The organism is Paenibacillus sp. QJM3NY_38 (assembly GCF_056173265.1).
Window position 1 is genome coordinate 2,419,855 of sequence record NZ_CM149665.1, and the last position, 19,211, is coordinate 2,439,065.

The following is a 19,211-nucleotide window of genomic DNA, read 5'->3' on the forward strand; positions in this document are numbered from 1 at the left end:
CATAGCGGATACGGAAAGGATGACGCACCATGCTAAAAGGTCATGTACACTCCATAGAAACGTTCGGAACGGTGGACGGTCCGGGTATCCGCTTTGTGCTCTTCATGCAGGGTTGCCTCTTGAAGTGTCAATACTGCCATAATCCGGATACCTGGGGACTGCATGAAGGACGCGAGATGACGGTAGATGACGTATTGGCAGAGATTGAGCCTTATCTGAGCTACTACCGTTCATCGGGCGGCGGGTTAACGGTCTCCGGCGGTGAGCCGACATTGCAGTATCCTTTTGTCACGGAGATGTTCAAGGAAGTGAAGCGACGCTGGAATTTGCATACGACGCTGGACAGCAACGGCTATAATGAACCGGAGAAAATATCGGAATTGCTGGAGCATACCGACTTGGTGCTGCTGGATCTGAAGCATATCAACGACGCGAAGCATATCAAGCTCACCGGGAAGTCCAATGAACGGACGTTGAAGACCGCCCGCTGGCTGTCCGAACATGGTCGGAGCATGTGGGTCCGGCACGTATATGTGCCGGGTATCCATGACAGCGAAGAAGACTTGATTGAGTTAGGTCAATTTATTCGGACGCTGCACGGCGTCGAGAAATTCGAAATTTTGCCATATCATCAGATGGGCGTGTATAAATGGAAGGAGCTCGGCATGGCTTATCCATTAGAGGGCGTTCCTTCACCATCCGAAGAGGAAGTGGCACGCGCTTACCGGTTGATTGGCGAAATACCCGAGAACATAGAGACTGTCCAGTAATGATTTCAGCTGCCTAATACTAAACATAATATGTTATGATTAATAACAATAACCTTTCCTATTAATGGAAGGGTTATTGCTTTTTGTAGAGGATTTTATCCCTTGGATAGAAAAATGTCGACCTATCGAAATATGCAATCGCTTTCTATAATGAAGATGTAAGGAAAGTGCCTATCAAATATACAAACACTTCGGGAGGGTCAAGACAATGAAGAAAAAGGGTCTGGCATTATTAATGTCGCTTCTGTTCGTCTCATCCACGCTTTTGTCTGCGTGCGGCGGCGGTGACAAGGCAGCAGAAAAGCCGTCAGGTGGTTCGGAAGGAACGGTAAGCAATGAGCCGTTTGAAATCACCATCCGCCATACGCAAGTAGGTGAATCCAAGAAGTTCCGTCTCGCATTGCTGAACGATGTGGTCAGTAAGACCGAAGAGGCGGTGCCCGGACTGAAAATCAAGCTGGACGCTGTAGACTCTGAAGTGAACCGTAAAGAGAAGCTGAGAGGCGAGATGGCAGCCGGTAAGCCGCCGGAAGTGTTCGATGTGTTCGGCAGCCCCGATGCAGGCGTATATTCCAAAGAAGGCTTGATGCTCGATTTGACTCCGATTTTGGATGAACTGGGCATTAAAGACAAATTTACGACGCTAGACCCGTTCACACATGATGGCAAGATCTACGGATTGCCGATTGGCGGTTCCATTGAAGGTATTTTCTATAACAAAGACTACTTCACGCAAAAAGGGCTGAGCGTTCCAAAAACATTGGCTGAATTAGAGCAAATTGCCGAAACCATCAAAGCCGACGGCAAGATTCCGTTCGCGCAATCCTCCAAGGATGCTTGGATTCCGCTCATGACCACGAATAACCTGTGGAGCTATTACGCAGGGCCAGAGGTTACTTACGGCTTTAAGACCGGAGAAACGAAATGGACGGATCCGAAAGTCGTTGAAGGTGTGAAGAAGCACCAAGAATGGGTTGAGAAAGGGTACTTCAAAAAAGGCGAGCTCGGTTTCGAATATGCGGACATGAGAAACCAAATGATTACCGGCGAAGCCATCATGATGATGGATGGATCGTGGGCGAACTCCGTATTTAGAGATCCGGCTCAAGCGGGTGACATGGTAGGTAAGGTCGGATACTTCAACCTGCCTCCGGTTAATGAAGGCGACCCTGTCATTGTCATGCAGGACGCAAACAACGGATATGGATTCTCGGCAGCTGTTGCGGAAGATCCTCGTAAACTTCAGGCGGTAAAAGAATTCATCAAAAATATGTGGACAGATGAAATGCAGCTTCGCGGACTGAAAGAAGACGGTGTACTGCCGGCGATGAAGATGGATCTGGCCACCATGAACTCCACTTCGGACGATCCGCTTATGCAAGACATTTTCAAAGGCGTAAGTGAGATCAACAAGTCCTTCCCTGCCTTTGATGCACTTGTTCAAGCAGACGTGAACACCGCACTGAGCATGGGAATCCAGCAAGTCATCGGCGGCGAGCTTGATGCCGAGAAGATGCTCGAGAATGTGCAGGCAGCGCAAGAAGCGGCCAATGCTTCAGAGGAATAACTACAATTCTAGTCGGAAGGGCACCACCCGCTGCGGTACTTGGGGGTGCCCTTTCGCCTAAACAACATCAGACATAAATACGGAGGTTACCATGAACAAAGCGCTGAGAAATCCTCTGATTTACATCGTTTTTGTGCTGCCGGCATTCTTGCTGTTTCTGGCTTTTTTCATATACCCGATCTTTACTGCGTTTGACAACAGCTTTACGAGCTGGAACGGCATCTCCAAAGATGTGAAGTATATTGGGTTCGATAACTATGTAACAGCCTTGAATGACGATGCTTTTTGGAAGGCTGTCAGGAACAACGTTTATTTCATTCTCTTTTCCTGTTTGATCCAGGTTCCGACGATCATAATCTTCTCCCTGTTAATCGCAAACGTGAAGCGTTTGAAGGGGCTTTATAAAACAGCGGTTTTCGCGCCGTCTATCATGTCGACGGCTGTCATCGGCATTTTATGGGGATTCATTTACAATCCGGACTTTGGTCTGATGAATGAGATTTTAGGGCTGGTTGGCATTGAACCCATCTATTGGTTATCGGATCGCAAATGGGCCATGATTGCCATCCTGATCACGAACGCGTGGCAATGGACCGGCTTTTACATCGTGATGGTGCTTGCCGCAATTTTATCCATACCGAAGGAGCTTGATGAGGCTGCGGCAATTGATGGAGCGACAGGCGTCCAAAGAGCAACCAAAATCACGCTTCCCTTAATTATGCCAATTATCTCTGTTGTGATCATGCTGTCGATCGCGGGAGCCATGAAAGCGGCGGACATTATTCTGGTTATGACCAAGGGCGGGCCGGCCGGCTCAACCGACGTTATGGCGACATATATGATTCGATATGCAATTACGAGCTTCAAGCATGGCTTTGGCAATTCGATCGCCGTGCTGATCTTCCTCTTTACGATCATTGTAACGGTGCTCTACCAGGTGCTGGTCGCAAGACGCAACGAAAGGATTGAATACTGATGAGAGCAATAAAGAAACTGATCCCGCACATTTTTCTGATGGCCTACTTGCTCGTCATACTGTATCCATTCCTGTTCGTCCTGTTCTCTTCCGTGAAGGTGGATAACCAGTCCATTGCAACGAACCCATTTGGTTTGCCAAGCACGTTGGTATTTGATAACTATGTGAACGCATGGGTGAGCGCCAAAATTAGCACATATTTCTGGAACAGCTTATACATCGGCGTGCTGTCAGCCTGCTTGTCGATTCTATTTGCGGCGATGCTGGCCTTTGCCGTGACGCGGATGAGATACAACCGGATCAGCGCGATTATCTTTCAATGTATTTTGATAGGTATGCTGATTCCAAATAACTCTCTCATGCTGCCGATATATGGCATGATGAGGCAGTTGGATATTTTGAACACGCATATGGCCCTGATTCTGCCGTATGTTGCCAATGCCATCCCGTTCTCGGTTATTATACTGGCTGCCTTCATGCGGTCGCTGCCCGGTGAAATCGAAGAAGCAGCGGTTATTGATGGATTGAGGTCCGGAGGGTTGTTTGCTAGAATTATCTTACCTCTGACCGTTCCGGCCATCGTTACCGTATTTATCATCAACTTCCTGGGTAACTGGAACGAATTCTTGCTTGCTAACTATTTCCTATCGAATGATGAACTGAGAACGCTGCCTGTCGGAATGGTCGGATTCAGGGACGCCTACAATATGAACTACGCACAGATGTCCGCGGGTATCGTATTCAGCGTGCTGCCGGTCCTTATCATTTATGCCGTGCTGCAAGAGAAGATCATTGAAGGCGTTACCGCAGGAAGCGTCAAGGGGTAATACCAGGAGCAGGAGCATGCGTATGAATTTGCGGAACAAACTATTCACGGCCTTTTTGGGGCTTATTATTATTCCGTTATTTGTGCTGGGCCTATTTACATTCTTTATTACGTACAATTCGATTGAGAAAAAATACAGCCAGCAGGCTGAATATTCGCTAAAAGCGATCAGCTACAGCATTCTGAGCGTGTTCAAGGAGATGGAGTATGTCACGGATAACGGGATTGCCACCTCCGTCTTTGCCATGGCGCTGAATGCCAAGAATCCCGATGATCAAAACCTGATTAAGGAATCCAATGCTGAACAGCTGAAACTGAACGACAGACAGCGAAACTTTCGGAATCTATTATACAATCACCCAGCCATCAGTTATGCGTTTTTATATCATTTCAATAAAGAGTCATCACCGATTCCGATATTCAGTAAAGAGGATTTCAGAACGCTGCCTTACGAGCAGTTTAAGAACAGTCCTTTATACGAAGAGGTTGTGCAGCTTAACGGAATCCCCAAATGGCTGGCTCCGCACGAATTTCCGGAATTGACGGGGGCGGAGCCGGTATTCACCCAGATCAGGCTGATTAAGGACGTGACGACACTCCGCAAGCTGGGGATCTTGGTCGTCCAGATCAAGAGGTGGGAGTTTGAAGAGATTTTCCGTCATCTGACACTGCCTAACAATCTGCAGAATACATCGTTTATGTTGGTCAACAATGATGGCTTCATTTTATTTGATCCAAATAACGATATGGATGGCCAAAATATTAGTCAATATATGAAGCATGACGTTGAATTTAAGCAAGGCTACCAAAGTTTTAAAGCCAAGTTTAACGGCAAGGAGAATATTGTCTCCATCTATCATCTGAATGATTACGGCTGGAATCTCGTCTCGGTGACCAGCTGGGACTCGCTCTCACAAGAGGTGACTTCCTTTGCCAAGTGGTTCTTCGTCATTATGGGCCTCTGTCTGGTTACGGCGATTGTGTTCAACCGTCTGTTTATGAATCGGATTACCGGGACGATCGCTGTCATCGTACGGTTTATGCGCCGCGTGGAAGATGGGGATTTGAATGCGAGAGTTGAAGAGAAGGGAGAGGATGAGCTGCTGCTGCTGTCGAAAGGGTTCAACAATTTGATGAACCGGATCAACAATCTGTTTGCGCAGATCAAAAAGGAGCAGAGGCAGAAGACCGACGCGGAGATGCGTGTGCTGCAAGCGCAGATCAAGCCGCACTTCCTCTTTAACACTTTGGAATCGATCAACGTTCTCGCTGTACAGAATGAAGGACGCAAGGTCAGCGAAATGGTATACCGGCTTGCCAGCATCTTGCGGATCAGTATACAGGAGAAGGAAGAAATTACGCTGGATGAAGAAATCAAGCACTTGCAGAGCTACCTTGAAATCCAGAAGTTTCGGTTCGAGGACCTGTTCGAATACGAGATTGACGTGCCGAAAGAGCTTATGCACAGCCGCATTTTGAAGCTGACGCTGCAGCCGCTGGTTGAGAACAGCATACAGCATGGCTTTGAAGGGATTTCTTATACAGGATGGATACGCATCTCTGCATGGAAGGAACTCGGTAATGTCATGATTCGGGTAGAGGATAACGGGCTCGGCATGACCTCAGAGCAGTTGTCCATGTTTGAATATATGGTGTCCGAGGATAACGGATCGGAACAGACGACAATGCAGAATCTCAAAGTGAACCAGGAACGACGGGGACTTGGACTGCGGAGCGTGGCTGACCGGCTTCGCATTCAGTACGGGGATTATTACGGTTTATTCATATGCTCAAGCCGCCCCGGCGGCACCGTTATACAATGCGTCATACCCAATTATGACAGGGGGGAAGGGCAGCATGTTGAAGGCACTATTAGTTGATGATGAGGCTCCCATCCTGAACAATCTCAGCAAGGTTCTGCCTTGGGAAGAGATGGGCATGAAGGTTGTCGGACTTGCCCGAAGCGGGATGGAAGCACTTGAAGTAGCGGATCAGTATAACCCGGATCTGATTCTGTGTGATATCCGGATGCCCGTCATGGACGGACTGACCTTTATTACGAAGATTCGGGAGAAAGGAAGCCGGGCGGAAATCTTTTTGTTAACGGGATATCAGGAGTTTGAATATGCCCGGGAAGCGATTAAGCTGGGCGTCAAGGATTATATCAGCAAGCCGATTCATTACGGTGAGCTTGAGATGAAGATTCGGGAGATCGGGGAGGAGATCCGCAAGAAGAGGGCGAAAGAGAAGTATTACAGTACCGTTTCGCTAATCGACGAGGCTCCGAATCCTGAAGCCGTTAAGAAATCGCCGGAGCAATTGGTAACGTCTGCTCTGGAGTATATCAATACCCATATGGGACAGGATTTGGGGATTGAGGAGCTTTCGGAGCATTTAGGGATCAGCTCCAGTTACTTCTGTTTATTGTTCAAGAACCATGTCGGACTTACCTTCGTAGAGTATTTGACGAGACAGCGGATGGAGGCGGCCAAGTTCCTGTTAGTAAACAGCGACAAGAACATCGCGCAGATCGGCTCCTTTGTCGGTTATCATGAGCGGCGGTATTTTACCAAGGTATTTCAAAAAGCCACCGGCATGACGCCATCTGAATTCCGGGAAATGTCCGGGGAGGCAACGGTATAGGTTTTGATAGGGCCTATGCAGGCTGCTACAGTCATCACGAGATCAATCCGCTTGGCCTTGCAAAGTCCTTTAAATGGATAGAAAGTAGGTATGAGATCAATGAAATGGACGGCAGCAGATTTATCGTTAGAACAAAAGGTAGGACAAATGTTTATATGCGGCTTCAACGCCTTGACACCGAATGAGCACGCCAAAATACTGATTGAACAATATCAGGTCGGGGGCATCTGCTATTTTCGCCGGAACGTGAAAACGCTGCCTCAGCTTGCCGAACTGTCAGAGTCCTTGCAGCAGCTCGCATCGGACCGCCAAAAGTTCCCGCTTCTGATCTCAATAGATCAGGAGGGCGGTATGGTTGCCCGGATTGATCATGAAGGCATCAGCCGCATTCCGGGAAATATGGCGCTTGGAGCAGCGGGCAGCGCGGAGGATTCGTACAGGGTAGCGCAAATCGGGGCGCGCGAATTGCGTTCACTCGGGGTGAACATGAATTTCGCTCCTTGCCTCGATGTGAACAACAATCCTCGTAATCCGGTCATCGGTGTGCGTTCCTTCGGCGAAGATCCCCAAGCTGTTGCCGCGCTTGGGACTGCGGCCATTAAGGGATATCAGGAAGAGGGCGTATCCGCTACGGCCAAGCACTTCCCGGGACATGGCGATACGAGCGTCGATTCACATCTCGGGCGGGCTTCAGTACCGCATGATCTGGAACGGCTCCGCAGTGTGGAATTGTATCCGTTCGCGCAAGCGATCCGGGACGGCGTGGACGCCATTATGACGGCACACGTCAGTTTCCCGGCGATAGAGCCGAGTGATCTGCCGGCCACGCTTTCTCAAGCCGTGTTAACGGGTTTGCTGAGGGAAGAGATGGGGTTTGAAGGGCTGATCATAACGGACTGCCTTGAGATGCATGCGATCTCCAAAGAGTACGGCATTCCGGAGGGCGCGATACGCGCGATCGCAGCGGGTGCGGACTGCGTACTGGTCAGCCACAATCTATCCGAGCAGACGGCGGCGATAACGGCCGTCATTGAAGCTGTCCGCAGCGGAAGGCTTTCAGAGAATCTGATCGATACGGCTGTAGAGCGGATATTGGCGCTTAAGCAGCGTAATGCGAAGCTCGCAGAGGAGCTTCCGGTCTACCCGATTGGCGAGGTGGCGGAAGAGACCAAACAATTGCTGGCCCAAATCGCAGGCAGAGGCATCACGCTGGTGAAAGACGAAGGGCAGCTGCCTCTTAAGCCGGCGCAGGCTGTGGCGGTGATCTGGCCTGAACTGCTTCAGGCAACCCAGGTGGATGAAGCATGGAGCAAGAGCTATACCTTGGGGGATGCCTTGAGAAGTTACGGGGTTCCGGCAGACGATCTGCGTGTCGGAACCGATATGTCCGATGAAGAGGTCGAGCAGGCCGTTAAGGCAGCCGAAGGATATAAACAGATTGTTGTAGCCACGTACACTTCCGAGAGTCGTCTTCCCGCCGGCCAGCAGAAGCTGGTGAACAAGCTGGCTGAACTTGAGGATGTGGCCCTTGTTATTGTCGCTACCCGTAATCCTTATGATATCAATGATCTTCCCCCGGTTCCGACGTATTTGTGCAGCTACGAGAACACGCCCTATTATATGAATGCGGCCGCGGGCGTTTTGATAGGACAGGTTATGCCAGAGGGTAAGCTCCCGGTAGGGGTCAGCGAGGCTTATCCGCTAGGCTGGAGCGGTAATCAGGACTATGTCAACAATTGAATAAGGGTTGCTCAAACCGGAGTCTTCCTGCCCAGGAATGCTCCGGTTTTCCTATTTTCCAGCCATTTCTGAGCAACTTTTCGGGAAACTTCGCGTCTAATAGTATGTCCAATAGAGGCAGACCGACTATACTGAGTGTTTTTAAAGGAGTAGAGAATGAATTTCAAGAGAATCTCGATGATTACAGTCCTTGCCGCGGCACAGGTATCCATGGCATTTCCCGCGGCAGCTGAATCACCGGATATTACAGCTCCGGCGCTAAATAGCCAATCAGCGCTGCAGTCCCCGGTGGAAGGACAAGGCCAGCAGAGTGGAGAACAACAGACGGACATGCAGCAAGCGGAGGAAACATCGGCAACGCCAAAGGAAACACCTTCTGATTCAATTGAAGGCACGATTAGCGATCCGAATGCCGAACCTTCTGCCCCTAATGAACAGCAGGAGCAGGAGGAAACGGATAGCGATCCTTCCGATAATGAGGTATCAGAGAACGAAGAGGGCAGCCCATCCGGAGACAAGCCCGAAGTCAGCACTTCCCATGTTTCGGCTAACGAACTTGTGCTGCTGATGAACAGCAATGTGATGTACCATAACGGCAAGAAATACAAAGCGGGTCAGCCGATGGCTGTGAAGCAAGGGGTATCCTATGTCGCCATTCGCGCCATGGTTGAACGTGCAGGACTGAAGCTGTCTTACGATAACAAAACGAAGGAAACCATCATCCTTAAGGATGGCAATGAACTTCGGTTTACGACAGGAAGCAGTCATTATAAAGTCAACGGACAGGTTCGTCCGATGAAAGGCCCTGCCTACCAGAGCAGCAATGTGTTTATGGTTCCGTTAACCGCGATCACGCAAGCGCTTGATATTCCATACCAGGTGAACCAATCCGAGAAGAAGGTTATACTCGATTTATCCGGTATGGGCAGCGGCAACGATAACGGCGAACAGTCTGGAAATAACGGCGGGGGATCGGGCAGCGAGGTTCCGAACATACCGAACCTGGGTCCGAATGACCTCATCCTGATGATGAACAGCAACAAGATGTATCAGAACGGGAAAGCGTATACGGCAGGTCAGCCAATGGCAGTCAAGAATGGCGTATCCTATGTTGCCATTCGCTCCCTCGTTGATCGTGTCGGCCTGAAGCTGACCTATGACGGAAAGACAAAGGAAACGATTATTATCCGCGGTAACGATGAGCTTCGTTTTAAGACGAACAGCAGCGTATACACCGTGAACGGGGTCAGAAAATCAATGAAGGGACCGGCTTATCAGTCCAACAATACATTCATGGTGCCGCTGACCAGCATTACACAGGCGCTGGACATTAGTTATCGGGTGGATCAGCCGAACAAACGGGTTATCCTTAGCCTGAGCTCAAAGCCGGTAGCTTCCTTCACGGTGCAGCCTGGCGAGATTCTTGCCGGACAAACAACGGTTACGTATAAGACGAATGCTTATTCGCCGACGGGACTGGCTATTGTTGACGAGCATTGGGAAGGCCGGGAAGAGATTTTTGACGAACCCGGTGTGCATACGGTTACCTACTCGGTACAGGATTCCAGCGGGGAGTGGAGCGAACCGTATATATTGAGCATTCAAGTATCCGCTCCGAATACGCCGCCTGTTGCCATGTTCGAAACGGACAAACAGGAATATAAGATCGGTGAGAAAATAACGTACATGAATATGAGTTATGACAACGATCCTGGCGATGAGCTTACGTATAAGTGGGAAAACAATGATCAGGCCTTTTTTACGGCAGGAACGCATAAGGTGCTGCTGATTGTTACCGATAAACATGGAGCGACCAGCTCATACGAGAAGATCATCAACGTAACGAGTGAAGTGATGTATACGCGCGATCAATTCAATCAATTATTTACGGGCATCGGCGACAAATACACCTTTGACGGATCAGCTGTGCCGACATGGAAACTGATGCCGATTACGAGAAGCTCCGAACCGTATCTGTTGATTCGCAGCAACTCTCCGGAAACCGTCTATCAAGAGGGTATTGTTTACCGTGAGGTCGGCAATGCCAGCACGCGATTCATGATTCACCACTTGAACGCTACCGGGAAGAATATGAAGATGTATGTCGTCGCCACCAACATCAACACGATGACGGCGCGTCTGACCACCGAGTATACCGGTTTGGGCGGTCCGATCAATATCCCGACAGCCACGGGTAAAGCGGCTGTCCAGCGTTACCTCGAGTCCATGCAGTCAGCGGATGCATTCAAGACGATCTCGCTCGCCCCTGGGGAAAGCCGGATCATTTTGCAAGACTTGAGCGCGCAAACCTTGAAGAATCAGCAGGTGCTCTCCATGTTTGCTGATCTCTATTCGGACTCGCCGATCCGATATGATGTCATCATGATTGATGAAGCCAAGGATCCGATTCAAAAGCTGCCTTACCTGAAGCTCCATCCGAGCGATGGCGTTCATAACCGGGGAACGTATCCGGACTCGACACGGATCATTGAATCCTATGACTTGGTTGGCGACACGCCTACCCGGCTCGCGCTCGGCGACAAGACAAACGATCCGAATCTGGAAGGGTATGACGGCATTAACGGTTCATATCAATCCAATGCCGGGAACTTCGGTGTACTGTACAAAATCAAGCTGCACCGCGTAGCACCCAATACGCTGATCACGCTGAATCCGCGCGGAGGCAAGTACATGGGTGCGATGATGGTGAACGGAAATATCATTCAGACGCCGAATACAAGCGGAGGCGCCGTATCTGCGCCGAATGAAGCTGCCGTTCTCTATCGTACGGGGAATTACGAGCAGACCGTGGAAATCCTGTTTACGGCGGCACCGGGAAGCAGTCTGCCAGTCAACATCCTGCTCCAGCCGCTTCCGCAATTAAAGAACTAATCCATTCATCATGTATTGCAATGGGACAGCTTCTTAGCCAGAACATGGCTAGGGCTGTCCTTTTTGTTGGTTCTTGCCCAGGGATCACGTCTTTCCCAGGCTTTTGCCTTCCATAGGTGAAGTACCTTACAGGCGTTTAGCCTACACACAACCGCTTTCATTGACGCTATCTTATTTTTCAGGCATTATAAGAAGAGAGTATTCTCAAGTAGAGGAGGTTACCTCCGTATGCTTACGACGGAACAGATCATCGACGCCATGGCGGAACATGGGCTGCGCATTACTGATCAGCGCAAGACACTTGCCAAATTGTTTGGGGAACATCCTGGCTATTTAACGGCCAAGGATGTGTACGAATATATGGGCCGGAAGTACAGCGGTTTGAGCTTCGATACGGTCTATCGGAATCTTAGGGTATTGTACGAGCTTGGCGTATTGGAGCAGGTTGTGTTCGAGGAAGGCATCAAGTTTCGAGGACGCTGCAGCGAAGAGCATCATCATCATCACATGATCTGCTTGCAGTGCCAGAAGACGTACCCGATTACGTTTTGCCCGATGCAGCTGACCGATGCGCCGGATGATTTCCAGGTGGTTCAGCATAAATTCGAAGTGTTCGGCTACTGCCGGGACTGCGGCAAGGACAATGCGGATAATGAAACTTCACCAGCCAGTGCAGGAAAACGGGATAGCCGGGCATGAGCACAGCGCGCAGGGTGGTGAAGGTGCCGATACACTTCTATCGGAAATTCATCTCTCCGTTGAAACCGGCGACTTGCCGATTCTATCCAACCTGCTCGGCCTATGCTCTTGAAGCGATTGAGGTGCACGGCGCGCTCAAGGGCTCCTGGCTGGCGGCCAAGCGAATAGCAAGATGCCATCCGTTTCATCCAGGCGGCATTGATATGGTTCCGCCGCGCAAGGATAAGATGTCGTCTTCATTAACAGAGAAATAGCGTTTTTTGGGGTATCCTAGCGGATACGAAACGGAATGCATCCTGTCTTATTGGTCATAGCCATTCTACGGACCGCGGCTCACCTTGACACGCCGCAGCCCGTTTGATTAAAATGTAAGAAATTATAGATATATCCGAGGAAGAGATAAGTACGGAAAGCTTGCCTTGAACAGAGAGCCGGAGCAGCTGGAAACCGGTCTTGGCGAATTTCGGAAAATGGTCTTGGAGGATCCGCTTTTGAGCGCTGCAGTCCGGGTAGAAAGGCTGCCGTAAAGGAGCGGCGTGAGCCAGCGTTAATGGACGGCCGGATGACGGCAGATGAGCCTGTTACCCGTAAGGGGACAGGGAATTTGGGTGGTAACGCGTGAGAATAACTCTCGTCCCATGGGGGCGGGGGTTTTTTGCTGTTTACTGCTGTTTTCGTAAAGAGATTGCCTGATACAAACAATCCATTTCACGGTAAAGGAAGGTTACTATGGCAGACAAAAAGACGTTTTATATTACAACGCCAATCTATTATCCAAGTGATAAGCTGCATATCGGCCATGCTTATACTACGGTGGCTGGCGACGCGATGGCCCGCTACAAACGGCTTCGCGGATACGATGTCCGTTATTTGACGGGGACCGATGAGCACGGACAGAAGATCGAACGCAAAGCGGCGGAGGCTGGAAAAACCCCGCAGCAGTTCGTCGACGATATCGTGGCCGGCATCAAGGACCTGTGGAAGAAGCTGGACATATCGAACGAAGATTTCATTCGCACCACGGAGCAGCGCCATACCACGGTTGTACAGGAGGTATTTGAGCGTCTGCTGAAGCAGGATGACATCTACAAGGGTGAATACGAAGGCTGGTACTGTACACCTTGTGAGTCGTTCTTCCTGGAGCGTCAGCTGGTAAACGGCAACTGTCCGGACTGTGGGCGACCTGTTGAGCTTGTCAAGGAAGAGAGCTACTTCTTCCGCATGAGCAAATATGTGGACCGCCTGCTCCAGTATTACGAGGAGAATCCGGATTTCATTCAGCCGGTATCTCGCAAGAATGAGATGATCAACAACTTCATTAAGCCGGGACTTGAGGATCTGGCTGTGTCCCGTACGACCTATGAGTGGGGCGTGAAAGTGAAGAGCGATCCGAAACATGTGATCTATGTGTGGATTGACGCCCTTCTGAACTATATAACGGCACTCGGTTACGGTACAGAGGACACCAACCTGTATGACAAATACTGGCCGGCCGACGTACACCTGATGAGTAAGGAGATCGTTCGTTTCCATACGATCTATTGGCCGATCATTCTGATGGCGCTCGATGTTCCGCTTCCGAAAAAGGTGTTTGCCCATGGCTGGCTGCTGATGAAGGACGGGAAAATGTCCAAGTCCAAGGGGAATGTGGTCGATCCGGTGACGATGATTGACCGGTATGGTCTTGATGCGCTTCGTTATTACCTGCTGCGTGAAGTTCCATTCGGAGCGGACGGCACCTTTACGCCGGAAAGCTTCGTGGAACGGGTGAACTCCGACCTGGCCAATGACTTAGGTAACTTGTTGAACCGTACCGTGGCCATGGTCGATAAATATTTTGACGGAGTGGTTCCGGCTTTCTCCGCCGGCGTAACGCCGTTTGATGCAGCGATCGAGGAAGCGGCCAAGTCGGTTTATGAGAAAGTCGAAACCGCTATGGAAAATATGGAATTTTCCGTTGCACTAACGGCCATCAGTCAGTTTGTCAGCCGCAGCAACAAATATATTGATGAGACCCAGCCTTGGACGTTGGCCAAAGACGAGAACAAACGGAATGAGCTGGCATCCGTCATGAGTCACTTGGTGGAGACGCTCCGCGTAGCATCAATTCTGCTTCAGCCGTTCCTGACCCGTACACCGAAGAAAATGTGGGATCAGCTTGGCCTGGCGGAAGGCGAATGGACGACTTGGGAGAGCGGACGACAGTTCGGAGCTATACCGGCTGGATCGAAGCTTCAAAAGGGCGAGCCGATATTCCCACGCCTGGATACAGAGCAGGAAGTGGCATACATCGCCGAGGCGATGACAGGCGGTACGAAGGCCACTCAGAAAGAGACTTCGACCTCGGCAGCAAATTCGTCCGCCGAGAGCACGGCGGAGCCTGTAGAGCTTAAAGAGGAAATCGGCATTGAAGATTTTGCCAAGGTCGAGCTGCGCGTAGCGCAGGTGATTGCAGCCGAGCCGGTGAAGAAAGCGGACAAGCTGCTTAAGCTGCAGCTAGACCTCGGATTCGAGCAGCGGCAAGTGGTATCCGGCATAGCGAAGTTTTACACGCCGGAGGAATTGGTTGGACGCAAAGTGATTTGCGTAACGAACCTGAAACCGGTGAAGCTTAGAGGCGAAATGTCGCAAGGCATGATTCTGGCCGCCTCCCACGGCGATCAGCTGACGCTTGCAACCGTACCGGACGGCATGCCTAACGGCGCAGTTGTCAAATAAAATGCTCTTTCATTGAATTAAGTCGCGATAGACGGTGTACCCTGTTAAGGGGTACGCCGTTATTTTTTCCTTTAATACGGAGGATATGACATCTCTATTGAAAAATAATAGTAAGTTTTACGATTTGGTTGACAACGGGTTTGCCTGCTCTTATAATCTTGTTAGTAATGATTACGATTAATTGAACGGAGCGGATATGGGGAGATGAACATGAACAAGAGAAAGAGAGAGAACAAACTTAACGGTTGGACCTGGAGTGTAACCTCTATCTTATTGGCGGTACTTATCCTGTCGGGATGCGGAAGTAAATCCGGCGGCGGCATTGTTGAGGGCAAGGTAAACGTCATTACGACCTTTTATCCAATATATGAATTTACGAAGGAGATTGGCGGGGATGACGCCAATGTCGTAAATCTTCTGCCAACGGGCGTGGAGCCGCATGATTGGACACCGCGCAGTCAGGATATCGTGAATACTTCCAAGGCCCAGCTGTTTCTCTATAACGGTGCCGGGCTGGAAGGCTGGGTACCGGGATTTTTGAAGGGACTTGATAAAGACACGCAAGTCAAGCCGGTTGAAGTCAGTCACGGCATCCAGCTGATTGATGCTGTGGGAGACGATGGTCATGGACACGGGGAAGCAGCCCACGAAGAGGAACATGATCACAGCCATGAAGAAGGTGCCGAAGCAGAGCACGATCACAGCCACGAGGAAGGCGCGGAAGCAGAGCATGATCACAGCCATGAAGAAGGTGCCGAAGAAGATCATGCGGGCCATGACCACGCAGAAGAGCCCGCCGAGACTAGCACCGACACTCATCATACGGACCCGCATACATGGGTAAGCCCGAAATCGGCTCTGATCATGGCAGAGAATATCAAGAACAGCCTTGTCGAGGTGGATCCTGAACATAAGGACGGTTACGAACAGCGCTTTGAAGCCTTGAAAGAGAAGCTGGTCAAACTGGATAACGATTTCACAAGCGAGTTGTCCAAAATGCCGAAGAAAGACATTGTCGTATCCCACCAAGCGTTTGGTTATCTGTGCCGGGATTATGGCTTGACGCAGCATGCGATTATGGGACTCTCACCGGACGCGGAGCCCAGAGCGCAGGATATTGTGAACCTCACCCAGACGGTGAAAGAGAAGGAAGTTAAATATATTTTCTTCGAAGAGCTCGTGTCGGATAAACTTGCCAAAACGCTGGCAAATGAAGCAGGCGTGGAAACCTTGGTATTGAATCCGGTGGAGGGACTGACTAAGGAGCAGGTGAGCGGCGGCGAGAATTATTTCACGCTGATGGAGAAAAATTTGCAAAATCTAACGAAGGCTTTACAATAAGGAAGATGGGGGAGCATATCCCCCTCTTCTTTCGTGTTATGAATGTTTATGAAGTTCATATATTAGATAGAAAGACTACAGAGAGAAAGGCGGCCTGGTTATGGAGCCGGCAGCACAGGATTGCCACCAACCTATTGTACAAATCAAGGATGTATCCTTTCATTACCGCGAGCAACAGGTGATCAAGGATCTCAATTTCACCATAAAAGAACGGGACTTCGTAGGTATTGTCGGGTCGAATGGAGCTGGGAAAACGACGCTGCTCCGCATGATCGTTGGATTGCTGCCTGCCGCCGAAGGGTCTATCGAACTGTTCGGTCAGCCGATCCGCAAGTTTCAGGACTGGGAGCGAATCGGGTACGTTCCGCAGAAAAATTCGTTTAATCCGCTGTTCCCGGCCACTGTGCGTGAAGTTGTCATGTCCGGGCTATATAATCGGAAGAAAATGTTTCGCCGTTTGAACCGCCTGGACCACCAGAAATGTGAGGACGCGCTGGAAGTGATGCGCATTCAGGATATTGCCGATAAGCGGATCGGGGCCCTGTCCGGGGGACAGCAGCAGCGCGTGTTTCTCGCTCGGGCGCTCATCAATCGCCCGGATCTGCTCATACTGGACGAGCCTACGATCGGCATTGATGCCGAGACCCAGGCCGGATTCTTTGAACTGATTACCCATATGCATGCCCATCATCACATGACGTTTTTGATGGTCACCCATGATTTGGACATGGTCAAAGACTATCTGGGAGAATCGCCGGTATCGCAGAACGGAAAAATTCAGTTTTTTGTAAGGCATTCTCATGAAATCGAAAACTGCGCGGAAGTGGATTTGCAGCATTCGCTCGTCTAATGTATAGAAACAAGCTTTTTGAAGCAGGAGAAGGGGACGTTATCATTGCTTGATATTTTGTTTAGCGATTTTTTTCAGCGGGCGCTGATCGGAGGGATTCTGATCGGCATTACAGCCCCGCTTATCGGGATATTCCTCGTGCTGCGCAGGCTGTCCATGATCGGCGATACGTTGTCACACGTTACGATTGCGGGTGTAGCGCTCGGATTCCTGATCGAAGTATATCCGCTTGCCGCTGGACTTGTGTTCGCGGTGCTGGCGTCATTTGCGATTGAGAAGCTGCGAAAGGCATATAAAAGTTATGCCGAGCTGTCAATCGCCATTATTATGTCTGGCGGCGTTGCGCTTGCCTCGCTGTTTTTTACCCTGGGAATGGGCTATAATACGGATGTTATGAGTTATCTGTTCGGCAGTATCTACACGCTGGATTCCACGGATATTTATATGGTGGGCGGTGTAACCATCGTTGTCATTGCGGTTGTGGTGATGTTCTTCAAGGAGTTCTTCCTGCTCAGCTTCGAGGAGGATGCCGCCAGTGTCAGCGGCCTGCCTGTCAAATGGATGAACATGATCATTACGGTACTGACGGCCCTTGTCGTAAGCACTGCCATCAAAATTGTGGGCGCGCTTCTGGTATCCGCATTGTTGGTGATTCCGGTAGCGATCAGTTTACTGCTGGCAAGAAGCTTCCGAGGCTCTATCGTATTATCGGTCATCATCTCCGAAATTGCCGTTATCGGGGGATTGATGCTTGCGGGCGTATTTAATCTGGCACCCGGCGCGACCATCGTGCTGCTGCTGATCAGCCTGCTTATCATTACGCTTGTCGGCAAAAAGGGCTTTACGACATAAGGGGGTTCTGAAATAAAATGGCTGATATTAATATCGGCATCGCATTTGCTGCCGGTTTTGCTTCTTTTATATCTCCATGCTGTTTACCGCTGTACCCGTCCTACTTATCGATTATTACAGGCATGTCGGTTAATGACTTGAAGAACGAACAGAACCGCAAGGAGGTCCGTTTCCGGACCATGACGCATACACTTGCGTTCATCCTTGGGTTTTCTGCTGTTTATTACACCCTCGGTTGGGGGGCAGGCCTATTCGGGGAGTTCTTCACGGAATATCAAGACTTGATCCGTCAGCTGTCTGCGCTGCTGATCATCGTGATGGGACTTATGCTCATTGGCATTTTCCAGCCTAAGTTTTTAATGAAGGACCGGAAATTCAATTTTAAATCCAAACCGACCGGATACATAGGAACATTTCTGTTTGGCATCGGGTTTGCTGCAGGCTGGTCGCCATGCGTCGGCCCGATTTTAACGGCCATCATCGCGCTGGCAGCTTCCGATCCGGGAACCTGGTTCCCGCTGATTACCTCGTACTCCCTGGGATTTGCAGTGCCTTTTTTCATCCTGGCTTTTTTCATCGGCTCAACCCGCTGGATTCTCAAGTATTCAAGCACGCTGATGAAAGTCGGCGGCGTCTTGATGATACTGATGGGGGTTCTGCTCTTTACAGATCAAATGTACAAAATTACGATTTGGCTGCAAGGCATTACGCCGGAGTGGCTGAAATTTTAAAATCGAGCGGAAGACTGGTTTAATTCATAAGTCATTATTGACATAGGATTGGGCCAGGACTTGCCAACCGGTCTCCAAAACATGTATCATTACTATTGCAGGTAAAACAGGATTTTGCACGGGTTATGTAACTATAGAAAAGAGGGAATAAGATGCCGACACCTAGCATGGAGGATTATTTGGAGCGCATCTACAAGTTGATCGACGAAAAAGGATATGCGCGCGTTTCGGATATTGCCGAAGGCTTGGAGGTTCACCCCTCATCCGTCACGAAGATGATTCAAAAGCTGGACAAGGACGAATATTTGATCTATGAAAAATATCGCGGTTTGGTTTTGACCAGCAAAGGCAAAAAAATGGGCAAACGGCTCATGGAACGTCATCATTTGCTTGAGGAATTCCTTGAGATGATAGGTGTACAGGATGAAAATATTTATAGGGACGTTGAGGGAATCGAGCATCATTTAAGCTGGGATTCCATTACGAGAATTGAGACGCTTGTGGAGTATTTCAAGCGCGATGAGAATCGACTTCAGGATTTGCGTGACGTTCATAACGAATTAGTCAACGAATCGTAATGTGGCATCTGTCCGCTTGTGACAGATG

General features: G+C 49.9%; 16 protein-coding genes and 1 other annotated feature. All 16 genes read left to right on the plus strand.

Annotation, left to right across the window (positions count from 1 at the left end):
• Positions 1 to 29 precede the first annotated feature (29 nt).
• The gene (gene pflA, locus AC0VZ8_RS10660) at positions 30 to 770 is read left to right on the plus strand and encodes a pyruvate formate-lyase-activating protein (RefSeq protein WP_475486810.1); all 741 of its coding nucleotides are present in this window, start codon (positions 30 to 32) and stop codon (positions 768 to 770) included.
• Positions 771 to 978: 208 nt separating this feature from the next.
• A complete protein-coding gene (locus AC0VZ8_RS10665) occupies positions 979 to 2,337 on the plus strand; it encodes an ABC transporter substrate-binding protein (RefSeq protein WP_071223821.1) in 1,359 nt (452 codons plus the stop codon).
• 91 nt (positions 2,338 to 2,428) lie between these two features.
• A complete protein-coding gene (locus AC0VZ8_RS10670) occupies positions 2,429 to 3,313 on the plus strand; it encodes a carbohydrate ABC transporter permease (protein ID WP_194541849.1) in 885 nt (294 codons plus the stop codon).
• Positions 3,313 to 4,140, plus strand: coding sequence for a carbohydrate ABC transporter permease (locus AC0VZ8_RS10675; RefSeq protein ID WP_475486811.1), 828 nt, complete (start codon positions 3,313 to 3,315; stop codon positions 4,138 to 4,140). Before AC0VZ8_RS10670 ends, AC0VZ8_RS10675 begins: the two co-directional genes overlap by 1 nt.
• 22 nt (positions 4,141 to 4,162) lie before the next feature.
• Positions 4,163 to 6,019: a cache domain-containing sensor histidine kinase gene (locus AC0VZ8_RS10680; protein ID WP_475487674.1), complete on the plus strand. Its 1,857-nt coding sequence runs from the start codon at positions 4,163 to 4,165 to the stop codon at positions 6,017 to 6,019.
• Positions 5,997 to 6,782, plus strand: coding sequence for a response regulator transcription factor (locus AC0VZ8_RS10685; RefSeq protein ID WP_071223824.1), 786 nt, complete (start codon positions 5,997 to 5,999; stop codon positions 6,780 to 6,782). The genes AC0VZ8_RS10680 and AC0VZ8_RS10685 overlap by 23 nt, the downstream gene beginning before the upstream one ends.
• Positions 6,783 to 6,881: 99 nt before the next feature.
• On the plus strand, positions 6,882 to 8,522 hold the full coding sequence (gene nagZ, locus AC0VZ8_RS10690) for a beta-N-acetylhexosaminidase (RefSeq protein WP_475487675.1): 1,641 nt from the start codon (positions 6,882 to 6,884) through the stop codon (positions 8,520 to 8,522).
• 156 nt (positions 8,523 to 8,678) lie between these two features.
• On the plus strand, positions 8,679 to 11,414 hold the full coding sequence (locus AC0VZ8_RS10695; protein WP_475486812.1) for a stalk domain-containing protein: 2,736 nt from the start codon (positions 8,679 to 8,681) through the stop codon (positions 11,412 to 11,414).
• Positions 11,415 to 11,642: 228 nt separating this feature from the next.
• Positions 11,643 to 12,113 (plus strand): Fur family transcriptional regulator, encoded by a 471-nt coding sequence (locus AC0VZ8_RS10700; RefSeq protein WP_475486813.1) that lies wholly within the window; start codon positions 11,643 to 11,645, stop codon positions 12,111 to 12,113.
• Positions 12,110 to 12,367 (plus strand): membrane protein insertion efficiency factor YidD, encoded by a 258-nt coding sequence (gene yidD, locus AC0VZ8_RS10705; protein WP_260064031.1) that lies wholly within the window; start codon positions 12,110 to 12,112, stop codon positions 12,365 to 12,367. The genes AC0VZ8_RS10700 and yidD overlap by 4 nt, the downstream gene beginning before the upstream one ends.
• 128 nt (positions 12,368 to 12,495) lie before the next feature.
• Positions 12,496 to 12,755 (plus strand) — a binding site (T-box leader).
• A gap of 87 nt (positions 12,756 to 12,842) precedes the next feature.
• A complete protein-coding gene (gene metG / locus AC0VZ8_RS10710; protein WP_475486814.1) occupies positions 12,843 to 14,831 on the plus strand; it encodes a methionine--tRNA ligase in 1,989 nt (662 codons plus the stop codon).
• 210 nt (positions 14,832 to 15,041) lie between these two features.
• On the plus strand, positions 15,042 to 16,172 hold the full coding sequence (locus AC0VZ8_RS10715) for a metal ABC transporter solute-binding protein, Zn/Mn family (RefSeq protein WP_475486815.1): 1,131 nt from the start codon (positions 15,042 to 15,044) through the stop codon (positions 16,170 to 16,172).
• Positions 16,173 to 16,272: 100 nt separating this feature from the next.
• Positions 16,273 to 17,022 carry a metal ABC transporter ATP-binding protein gene (locus AC0VZ8_RS10720; RefSeq protein ID WP_071223831.1) on the plus strand — a complete coding sequence of 250 codons (750 nt, stop codon included), beginning with the start codon at positions 16,273 to 16,275 and terminating at the stop codon, positions 17,020 to 17,022.
• Positions 17,023 to 17,067: 45 nt separating this feature from the next.
• Entirely contained in the window at positions 17,068 to 17,874 is an 807-nt protein-coding gene (locus tag AC0VZ8_RS10725) for a metal ABC transporter permease (protein ID WP_071223832.1), read from the plus strand.
• Positions 17,875 to 17,891: 17 nt separating this feature from the next.
• Positions 17,892 to 18,605, plus strand: coding sequence for a cytochrome c biogenesis CcdA family protein (locus AC0VZ8_RS10730; protein WP_009591263.1), 714 nt, complete (start codon positions 17,892 to 17,894; stop codon positions 18,603 to 18,605).
• A 152-nt stretch (positions 18,606 to 18,757) separates the two neighbouring features.
• Positions 18,758 to 19,183, plus strand: a complete 426-nt coding sequence (gene mntR / locus AC0VZ8_RS10735; protein ID WP_009591262.1) for a transcriptional regulator MntR — start codon at positions 18,758 to 18,760, stop codon at positions 19,181 to 19,183.
• Positions 19,184 to 19,211 lie beyond the last annotated feature (28 nt).

Coding starts and splice junctions, on each gene's coding strand:
- pflA (WP_475486810.1), top strand. CDS start 30: ATGCTAAAAGGTCATGTACACTCCATAGAAACGTTCGGAACGGTGGAC.
- AC0VZ8_RS10675 (WP_475486811.1), top strand. CDS start 3,313: ATGAGAGCAATAAAGAAACTGATCCCGCACATTTTTCTGATGGCCTAC.
- AC0VZ8_RS10685 (WP_071223824.1), top strand. CDS start 5,997: ATGTTGAAGGCACTATTAGTTGATGATGAGGCTCCCATCCTGAACAAT.
- AC0VZ8_RS10720 (WP_071223831.1), top strand. CDS start 16,273: ATGGAGCCGGCAGCACAGGATTGCCACCAACCTATTGTACAAATCAAG.
- AC0VZ8_RS10680 (WP_475487674.1), top strand. CDS start 4,163: ATGAATTTGCGGAACAAACTATTCACGGCCTTTTTGGGGCTTATTATT.
- mntR (WP_009591262.1), top strand. CDS start 18,758: ATGCCGACACCTAGCATGGAGGATTATTTGGAGCGCATCTACAAGTTG.
- yidD (WP_260064031.1), top strand. CDS start 12,110: ATGAGCACAGCGCGCAGGGTGGTGAAGGTGCCGATACACTTCTATCGG.
- AC0VZ8_RS10730 (WP_009591263.1), top strand. CDS start 17,892: ATGGCTGATATTAATATCGGCATCGCATTTGCTGCCGGTTTTGCTTCT.
- metG (WP_475486814.1), top strand. CDS start 12,843: ATGGCAGACAAAAAGACGTTTTATATTACAACGCCAATCTATTATCCA.
- AC0VZ8_RS10700 (WP_475486813.1), top strand. CDS start 11,643: ATGCTTACGACGGAACAGATCATCGACGCCATGGCGGAACATGGGCTG.
- AC0VZ8_RS10670 (WP_194541849.1), top strand. CDS start 2,429: ATGAACAAAGCGCTGAGAAATCCTCTGATTTACATCGTTTTTGTGCTG.
- nagZ (WP_475487675.1), top strand. CDS start 6,882: ATGAAATGGACGGCAGCAGATTTATCGTTAGAACAAAAGGTAGGACAA.
- AC0VZ8_RS10665 (WP_071223821.1), top strand. CDS start 979: ATGAAGAAAAAGGGTCTGGCATTATTAATGTCGCTTCTGTTCGTCTCA.
- AC0VZ8_RS10715 (WP_475486815.1), top strand. CDS start 15,042: ATGAACAAGAGAAAGAGAGAGAACAAACTTAACGGTTGGACCTGGAGT.
- AC0VZ8_RS10695 (WP_475486812.1), top strand. CDS start 8,679: ATGAATTTCAAGAGAATCTCGATGATTACAGTCCTTGCCGCGGCACAG.